Origin of the sequence: Erythrobacter sp. (assembly GCF_023653175.1) — a bacterium.
GTDB lineage: Bacteria > Pseudomonadota > Alphaproteobacteria > Sphingomonadales > Sphingomonadaceae > Erythrobacter.
In genome coordinates, this window is the sequence record NZ_JAMNXL010000163.1 from 1 (window position 1) to 8,003 (window position 8,003).

The 8,003-nt window shown below is 67.6% G+C and carries 9 protein-coding genes; 5 read left to right on the forward strand and 4 right to left on the reverse strand.

The features are described 5' to 3' along the window. From NBV68_RS15285 to NBV68_RS15295, 3 genes are all read left to right on the forward strand, one after another. Window positions 1-360 (forward strand): lysozyme inhibitor LprI family protein (locus tag NBV68_RS15285; RefSeq protein WP_296311305.1); only part of this gene is annotated, 360 nt, incomplete at its 5' end. 12 nt (window positions 361-372) lie between these two features. Then, entirely contained in the window at window positions 373-2,433 is a 2,061-nt protein-coding gene (locus tag NBV68_RS15290) for an acetyl/propionyl/methylcrotonyl-CoA carboxylase subunit alpha (protein ID WP_296311307.1), read from the forward strand. A 171-nt stretch (window positions 2,434-2,604) separates the two neighbouring features. Continuing rightward, the gene (locus NBV68_RS15295; RefSeq protein ID WP_296311309.1) at window positions 2,605-2,886 is read left to right on the forward strand and encodes a hypothetical protein; all 282 of its coding nucleotides are present in this window, start codon (window positions 2,605-2,607) and stop codon (window positions 2,884-2,886) included. Window positions 2,887-2,896: 10 nt separating this feature from the next. Here the strand turns inward: NBV68_RS15295 and NBV68_RS15300 are convergent, their stop codons facing one another. From NBV68_RS15300 to NBV68_RS15315, 4 genes are read right to left on the reverse strand one after another with little or no spacing between them, the layout of a single operon-like run. Beyond that, complete coding sequence (locus NBV68_RS15300; RefSeq protein WP_296311311.1) at window positions 2,897-3,355, reverse strand: GNAT family N-acetyltransferase; 459 nt, start codon at window positions 3,353-3,355, stop codon at window positions 2,897-2,899. Between the two features lie 5 nt (window positions 3,356-3,360). Beyond that, window positions 3,361-4,131 (reverse strand): cyclase family protein, encoded by a 771-nt coding sequence (locus NBV68_RS15305; protein WP_296311312.1) that lies wholly within the window; start codon window positions 4,129-4,131, stop codon window positions 3,361-3,363. Further along, complete coding sequence (aroB, locus tag NBV68_RS15310) at window positions 4,128-5,246, reverse strand: 3-dehydroquinate synthase (protein ID WP_296311315.1); 1,119 nt, start codon at window positions 5,244-5,246, stop codon at window positions 4,128-4,130. Before aroB ends, NBV68_RS15305 begins: the two co-directional genes overlap by 4 nt. Continuing rightward, window positions 5,237-5,806, reverse strand: coding sequence for a shikimate kinase (locus NBV68_RS15315; protein WP_296311318.1), 570 nt, complete (start codon window positions 5,804-5,806; stop codon window positions 5,237-5,239). Before NBV68_RS15315 ends, aroB begins: the two co-directional genes overlap by 10 nt. Before the next feature lie 38 nt (window positions 5,807-5,844). Here NBV68_RS15315 and NBV68_RS15320 point away from each other — a divergent pair, with 38 nt between their 5' ends. Next, window positions 5,845-6,048: a hypothetical protein gene (locus NBV68_RS15320; RefSeq protein ID WP_296311321.1), complete on the forward strand. Its 204-nt coding sequence runs from the start codon at window positions 5,845-5,847 to the stop codon at window positions 6,046-6,048. Then, window positions 6,045-7,967 (forward strand): hypothetical protein, encoded by a 1,923-nt coding sequence (locus NBV68_RS15325; RefSeq protein WP_296311323.1) that lies wholly within the window; start codon window positions 6,045-6,047, stop codon window positions 7,965-7,967. Before NBV68_RS15320 ends, NBV68_RS15325 begins: the two co-directional genes overlap by 4 nt. The last annotated feature ends 36 nt before the right edge of the window (window positions 7,968-8,003 follow it).

Genomic DNA, 8,003 nt, shown 5'->3' on the forward strand with positions numbered 1-8,003 from the left:
ACGATCAATAGATGTACTGAGCACGTTCAAACGACTAGCAATTTCTGCCTGAGCCTTGCTTATCAGGCAGTCCAAGCCGAGCTGATTAGCACCTATGCCAAAGCATTGGTCGCCGCAAAAACCGCAGATTCCGAAAAAGAGGCCGAGTGCAAGTCTGGAACCGGCTTTGTCTGCGGCGGCGGCATGCAACACGAACAGTACTTGAAAACAGCGCAGGCAGCCTGGACCGAATACGCGGACAACCAGTGTAGCTACGAGACAGAATCGAACGTCGGAGGAACCGGATACGGCGCCTTCGGGATGATATGCTGGCTGAAACTTGCAGCCGACAGGATCGACCAACTCGGATCAGGCGAATAGAAAGAAAAGACGATGTTTCAGAAAATCCTGATTGCCAACCGCGGCGAGATCGCCTGCCGGGTCATCACCACCGCGCGGAAGATGGGGATCAAGACCGTCGCGGTCTATTCCGATGCCGATGCGCGTGCTCCCTTTGTGGCGATGGCCGATGAGGCGGTGCATATCGGGCCCTCGCCCGCGGCCGAATCCTATCTGATCGCCGACAAGATCATCGCCGCCTGCAAGCAGACCGGCGCCGAGGCCGTTCACCCCGGCTACGGCTTCCTGTCGGAACGCACCTCTTTCGCCGAGGCGCTCGCCAAGGAGAACATCGCCTTCATCGGCCCGCCGGTCGGCGCGATTGCCGCGATGGGCGACAAAATCGAGTCCAAGAAGCTCGCCAAGGAAGCGGGCGTCAATGTCGTCCCGGGCTTTGTCGGCGAGATCGAGGATACCGAGCACGCGGTGCGCATCTCGACCGAGATCGGCTACCCGGTGATGATGAAGGCCAGCGCCGGCGGCGGGGGCAAGGGGATGCGCCTTGCCTACAACGAGGCCGACGTGCGCGAAGGCTTTGAAAGCGTGAAGCGTGAGGGCCTCAACTCGTTCGGCGATGACCGCGTGTTCATCGAGAAGTTCATCCTCAACCCGCGCCATATCGAGATCCAGATCCTCGGCGACCAGCACGGCAACATCCTCTATCTGAACGAGCGCGAATGCTCGATCCAGCGCCGTCACCAGAAGGTGGTCGAGGAAGCACCGTCGCCCTTCGTCACGCCCAAGATGCGCAAGGCCATGGGCGAGCAATGCGTCGCCCTGTCGCGCGCGGTGGGGTATTACTCGGCGGGCACGGTCGAATTGATCGTCAGCGGCGCGGACCCGACGGGGGAGAGTTTCTATTTCCTCGAAATGAACACGCGTTTGCAGGTCGAACACCCCGTCACCGAGGCGATCACCGGCATCGACCTCGTCGAGCAGATGATCCGTGTGGCGGCGGGCGAGAAGCTGGCCATGACGCAGGACGATATAGGGATCGACGGCTGGGCGATCGAGAACCGCGTCTATGCCGAAGACCCCTATCGCGGCTTCCTGCCGAGCACCGGGCGGCTGGTGCATTACTCACCCCCGCTCCCCGGCTGGCAGGAAGATGAAACCGTCGCAGGCAAGGCCCGCCGCGGTGTGGCGCGCGGCAATGGCTCGGTGCGCGTCGATGACGGGGTCTACGAAGGCGGCGAGGTCTCGCGCTTCTACGATCCGATGATCGCCAAGCTGATCACCTGGGCGCCCACGCGCGATGAAGCGGCGGACTTGCAGATCGAGGCGCTCGACAATTTCCGCATCAAGGGGCTGGGGCACAATGTCGATTTCCTCAGCGCGATCATGCAGCACCCGCGGTTCCGTTCGGGCGAGCTGACCACCGGCTTCATCGCCGAGGAATATCCGGAAGGCTTTCACGGCGCGGCGACCTCTGACGAGGTGAAGCGCCTGCTGGCCGCGGCCTGCGCGGGCAATGAATTCACCTGGGCCAGCCGCGCGCGGCGCATCTCGGGCCAGCTCGATGGCGATGATGGGCGCGAGGGCGTGCTGCGGGTGACGACCGAATGGCTGGTGAAGCTCGGCGACGAGCGTTTCACGGTCACGCTGGGCGATGGCCATGCGATGGTGGACGGCGTGCGGGTCGAGGGCACCTGCGACTGGCGGCCGGGCATGGTGCAGGCCACCGCCACCGACGGGACGGGCCAAAGCTACGGCCTGATCGTCGAGCGGATCGGCAACCAGTGGAAGGTGACGACGCGCGGCGCGGCGCACACCGCGCTGGTGCTCCCGCTGCGTCTGGCGCGGCACGAGAGCCTGATGCTGGAGAAGGTCCCGCCCGATCTGTCGCGCTTGCTGATCTGCCCGATGCCCGGGATGCTGGTGAAGCTCCATGTTGCCGAGGGCGAGACGGTGCAGCCCGGCCAGCCGCTCGCGACGGTCGAGGCGATGAAGATGGAGAACATCCTGCGCGCCGAAAAGGAAGGCGTGATCGCCAAGATCAACGCCGCCGAAGGCGAGAGCCTCGCGGTCGACGCGGTGATCCTCGAACTGGAGTGACAGCGAGGGCAGGGGTTCTTGCAGAAAAGCCCGCCTTTTTGCGCCAGATTACTGATGTGCGACAAAAAATTTGCACCGGTTTTGTTCTACAATTCGTCCTGTGAGACACTCGTTTTGCCGAATCACGGATCCTCGTGGGGCGGATCGAAGCTCAGGTGGGAGCATTTGATCATGGCACATACCGGAACCGGATATTTTGACCGCAAGGGCAATTTCTACAAGAATGCGCGCGATGCGACGGTGAGCGATCTGGCCGCGATGCTCGGCAAGATCGGCGACGGCGAGAGCCTTGCGCCGGGCATCGCGAACATGCTGTTGGAACGGCGCGCCGATATCGAGCAGCTGTTTGCCGAACATGACCGGATGCTGGAGGAAGAGGCAGTCCTGAAGGCCGCGCGCGTCACGCAGGCAGGCGACAATATCGCCCAGCTGCCGAGCCGCCCGGCGCATTGATGTTGAGCGATTAATCCAGTGCCAAATGCATGCACTGGTTGAAGTCGGTCAGCACGTAGTCGGCAAAAGCCGGGCCATTGGCGAACCCGCGCCGGCGGTAGAGCGCCAAGGCGGGCTCGAAGGCCGGGCCGCTGCCGGTCTCGAGGCTGAGCGTGGCAAACCCTTCAGCCCGCGCGTGGGCGATGATCGTCTCGAGCAGCGCCGCAGCGATGCCCTGCCGGAGGAAATCGGGATGGGTGCGCATCGACTTCACTTCCGCCGAGACCGCATCGAGCCGCTTCAACGCGCCGACCGCCGCGATGCGATCGCCAACCTCGGCCGCCCACACTGTCACGCCCTCGGCCTGCAATCCGCTGAGATCGAGCGCGAAGCTGAGGCCGGGCGGCGAGCCTTCAAGCATGGCGCGCTGGTGGAAGGCGACAAGCTCCTGTACGCGGGGGTCGCCAAGGTCGGCGAGCGCGATCTGCATAGGGCCTAGTCCTCGATCATCGCCACCGCGCGGATCCAGCCGGCGCTGGCACGCTCGATCTTGACCGGAAAGCAACTGACCGTGAAGCCGTGCGGCGGCAGGGCGGCGAGGTTCGTCAGCTTCTCGATCTGGTAATAGGGACGGATACGCCCGGCCTTGTGGCCCTCCCAGATGATCGCCGGGTCGCGGGTCTCGGCCCAGGCCCGCGCGGTGTGGCTGAAAGGCGCGTCCCAGCTCCACGCGTCGGTGCCGACCACCTCGATGCCTTGCGCGGTGAGCCACAAGGTCGCTTGCGCGCCGAGGCCGACGCCCTGATCGGTGAAGCCCTCGGTGCCGTAGATGGCTCCGGACTGCACCAGCACGATATCGAGCGGTTGCAGGGTGTAATTGATGCGGGCGAGCGCCTCCTGCACCTCGGCGGCGGTGACGACGTGGCCGTGGGGGAGGTGGGTGAAATCGAGCTTCACCCCGGGGCGCAGGAAGCGGTCCAGGGGGGCCTCGTCGATGCTGGGGGCGGGGGTCGCGCCCTCATCCGTGGTCGAATGGAAGTGCCACGGCGCGTCCATGTGGGTGCCGTTGTGGGTCGAAAGTTCGACGAATTCCACCGCCCAGCCTTCGCCATCAGGCAGGTCTTCCTTGGCAAGGCCGGGGAAGAACATCGCGATCTGCTCCCACGTATTTTCGTGGGTCATGTAGGTGACCTTGGGCCGCATCACCTCGGGATCGGAGACCACGTCGTTGGTGATCGGGATCGAGAGGTCGATGAAGCGGGTCATCCGCGCAATTCCTCATCCATAAAGGCGGCGATATCGGCGAGGTCGACATCGCGCGCCACATAGGCTTCGCCCAGTGCGCGCAGCAGCAGGAAGGGCAGGGTGGTGCCTTCCGCCTTCTTGTCGTGGCGCATGTGGTCGACCAGAGCCGCGCCGTCGCAGGTGAGGCCGAGCGTGGCGATCCGTGCAGGCAAGCCCGCCGCGGCCATGGCGGCCTCGGCCCGCGCGGCATCCGCGGCGGAAATCTCGGCCCGCCGCGCCGAATACTTCGCCGCCAGCACCATGCCGAGCGCAACCGCCTCGCCGTGGAGCAGCCGGTCGGAAAAGCCGGTCTCGGCCTCGAGCGCATGGCCGAAGGTGTGGCCCAGGTTGAGGAGCGCGCGCAGGTCCTGCGTTTCGCGCTCATCGGCCGCCACGATCCGCGCTTTCATCGCGATGCTGGTGGCGATGGCGTGTTCGAGCGCGGCGGGCTCGCGGGCGAGCACCTTGTCGCCGTTGGCCTCCAGCCATGCGAAAAACGCCGCATCGCCGAGGAGCCCGTATTTCAGCACCTCGGCGTAGCCAGCGCGCATCTCGCGGTCCGGCAGGGTGCTGAGCACCTGCGGGTCGATCAGCACCAGCGACGGCTGGTGGAACGCGCCGATCAGGTTCTTGCCCGCGCGCGTGTTGATCGCGGTCTTCCCGCCCACCGAGCTGTCGACCTGGGCGAGCAGCGTAGTCGGCAATTGCACGAAGCCCACGCCGCGCTTCACCACCGAGCAGGCAAAGCCGACCAGATCGCCCACCACGCCGCCGCCGAGCGCGAAGACATGGTCCTTGCGCGTCACGCCCAGCGCCAGCAGCCAGTCGCACAGCTTTTCCAGCACGCCCCAGGTCTTGGCATCTTCGCCCGGCTCGACCACAAACCATTCGGCCGCAAGCCCGTGCGCGGCGATGTGCGCGTCGATCCGGGCCGCAAACAGCCGGTGGGTGTTGGTGTCGGCCACAAAAGGCACGGGGCGCTGCGGGCCGTAGCCCTTGACGAACGGGGCGGCGGCTTCGGCAAGCCGTTCGAGCAGCCCCTCCTCGATCACCACCTCATAGGCGCGCCCGGCCAGCGCGACGGGAATTACAGCCATTGATCTATTGCCTCGATGATCGCACGCGCGGTGTCGGCGTGGGGGCCGGTCTCGCTCAGGATGCGAATATGGGCCTGCCCGTAGAACGGTGCGCGCTCACGCGCCAGCCGGGTGAGGATTTCCTTGGGGTCGCCCTGTTTCAGCAACGGGCGGTTGGCGCGGCGCGCGGTGCGTTCGACCAGCGTGTCGATGTCGCAATCGATCCACACCGCAATGCCTTTCTCGAGCACCGCCGCGCGCGTCTGCGGGTCGACGAAGGCGCCGCCACCGGTGGCGATCACGCCGTGGCCTTCGCCCAGCAGGCGGGCGATCACGCGCCGCTCGCCGTCGCGGAAATGGGCCTCGCCGAAGGCCTCGAAGATCTCGGGGATGGAGCGCTGGGCGGCCAGCGCGATGGCGTCGTCCGCATCGACGAAGTCGCGCCCGAGCAGAGTAGCAAGCTTTCGCCCGACGGTCGATTTGCCGACGCCCATCAGCCCCACCAGCACCACGGGCCGCGTGATGCGCGCGGCGATGGCGGCGATATCGCGATCATGGGGCGAGGGGCATGCGGCGGACATTGCCGCAAGGCCTATAGATGGGCTAGGGCACGCGCAATATGGCAAACTTGCGGCAAGAGCGTCTGACCCCTGGCGGTTTCGAGCAGTCCCCCGCGCGGCGCGGACGGCGCTGGCCGTGGGTGGCGGGGCTGGCCGCTCTCTGCCTTGTCGCGCTGGCATGGTTCGACGGCGGGGAAGAGCCGCTGCGCCCGATCGCCGAGGATGTGACGCTGCCGGAATCGGAACAGGGGCAGGGACAATGAGAAGCGGGCGCAGGCGCTATTCGGCGAGTGTGCTCGCCATTGGTATGACAGGAGCGCTGGGCGCTGCGGGCCTCGCCGGGCTGGCGATGGCGCAGGGCAAGCCCGAATCGCTGCTGCCGCCGGGGTTTGACGATCCCGCGCCTGCGCCGAGCCCGCGCCAGACCCCTGCACCGCGTCCCGGACAGGCCCCGACGCCCCAACAAGGCCAGCCGCCGGGCGCGGGGGCGCCGGGCGGCGCCCCCGCGTCCGGCGCTTCGGTCGATCCCGCCAGCCTCCCGCCGCTCCCCGCGATCAGCCGCGAGGACCTCGCCCGGCTGCCGAGCCTCGAGCAGTTGGAGAACATGTCGACCGAGGAGCTCGACCAGCTGCTCGGCCTCGCGCCAAAGAGCGACATCCCGGCCGGCGCGCAGCGGGCCCTGACCCGCGTCGGAGTGCTGGCGGTGGACGAGGGCGGGCTGCCGCCGATGGCACTGGCGAACCAGTCGGACAAGCTGGTGCGCGCAGCGCTGGGAGGCACCCAGGGCCCGCTGGTGTCGCGCTGGGGGCACATCCTGCTGCGCCGCGCACTGGCGAGCCGGCTGGCCGCGCCTCTCGGCATGGACCCGGTGGAATTTGCCGCCCTTCGCGTCGGCCTGCTCAACCGCATGGGCGAATTCGCCCTCGCACGGGCGGTGGTGCAGGATATCGACACCGCCAACTGGTCGCCCGCGCTGACGCAGGAGGCGCTCGGCGCCTACCTCGCCAGCGGCGACATCACCGGGGCTTGCCCGGCGGTGCGCCTGCAGGGATCGCAGCGGCAGGATGGCGAGTGGGTGATGTGGCAGGCGATCTGCAATGCCTATGCGGGCGAAAGCGCGCTGGCCGCGACCCAGCTGGACCGCGCGCTGTTCCGCGGCGCGGCGCCGCGGGTCGATGTGCTGCTGGCGCGGCGCCTGGCGGGCGCGGCGGGGCGCGCGCAGCGGGGGGTCAATATCGAGTGGCAGGGGGTGGATGATCTCAACCCCTGGCGCTTCGGCCTCGCAAATGCGGTGGGCGAGCCGCTACCCGAGGGGCTTCTGGATAGCGCGCTCAAGGCGCGCGGCGGGGCCTATTATGCGCGGAGCGGCGCGCTGCTGCCGATGCTCCCCGCGAGCCAACGCGCACCCTTCGCCGGTCGCGCCGCGCGTGAGGGGATCATGTCGGCCGATGCGATGGTCGATCTCTATGCCGAGGTCCATGCCGATCCGGCTGCGGGCGGCGATCCCAAAAGCCATGCCGCGGCACTGCGCGAGGCCTATCTCGCCACTGATGCTGCCGCGCGCATTGCCGCCATGCAGCGCCTCTGGGCGGACGGCGCGAAGCTTGGCGGCGGGGACGGCTACGGCGGGCGAGTGCTCACCGCCTATGCCGCAGCGCGCATTCCGGCGAGCGCTGATCACGCCGACGCCGCGGGTGATCTGATTGCGGCGATGCTGGCGGCCGGGCTTGATCGCAACGCGGCGCGCTGGTCGGACGTGGCCCCGCCGGGCTCGCTCGGCTGGGCCCTGATTTCGCTCTCCGCGCCGAACATCACCGCCGTCGGCCAGAGCCCGGTCGAGAGCTTCATGGGCAGCGATGCGAGCGAGGGGAAGCGCAAGTCCGCCTTCCTCGTCGCCGGGCTCGCCGGGACCGGACGCTTGTCCGAAGGCGACGCGGGCGCGCTCGCGGGTGATCTCGGCTTCGATCTCGCGCGCAAGACCCGATGGACCGCCGCGATTTCGCGCGCGGCCGAGGTCGGCAATCCGGCGCTGGTCGCGCTGCTTGCGGGGCTGGGGATGCAGGGCAACAGCTGGTCGCAGATGACCCCGCTCCACCTCTACCACATCACCGCCGCGCTGACCCGCGTGGGGCTGGTCGCCGAGGCCCGGATGATCGCCGCCGAGGCGGTCGCGCGCGGGTAATGTCCGCGAGCACCGACGCGTTCCTTGCGATGCTGG

Bases quoted from the DNA above. Each gene is read 5' to 3' on its own strand.
- NBV68_RS15290 (WP_296311307.1), top strand. From the start codon at position 373: ATGTTTCAGAAAATCCTGATTGCCAACCGCGGCGAGATCGCCTGCCGG.
- NBV68_RS15295 (WP_296311309.1), top strand. From the start codon at position 2,605: ATGGCACATACCGGAACCGGATATTTTGACCGCAAGGGCAATTTCTAC.
- NBV68_RS15300 (WP_296311311.1), bottom strand. From the start codon at position 3,355: ATGCAGATCGCGCTCGCCGACCTTGGCGACCCCCGCGTACAGGAGCTT.
- NBV68_RS15305 (WP_296311312.1), bottom strand. From the start codon at position 4,131: ATGACCCGCTTCATCGACCTCTCGATCCCGATCACCAACGACGTGGTC.
- aroB (WP_296311315.1), bottom strand. From the start codon at position 5,246: ATGGCTGTAATTCCCGTCGCGCTGGCCGGGCGCGCCTATGAGGTGGTG.
- NBV68_RS15315 (WP_296311318.1), bottom strand. From the start codon at position 5,806: ATGTCCGCCGCATGCCCCTCGCCCCATGATCGCGATATCGCCGCCATC.
- NBV68_RS15320 (WP_296311321.1), top strand. From the start codon at position 5,845: ATGGCAAACTTGCGGCAAGAGCGTCTGACCCCTGGCGGTTTCGAGCAG.
- NBV68_RS15325 (WP_296311323.1), top strand. From the start codon at position 6,045: ATGAGAAGCGGGCGCAGGCGCTATTCGGCGAGTGTGCTCGCCATTGGT.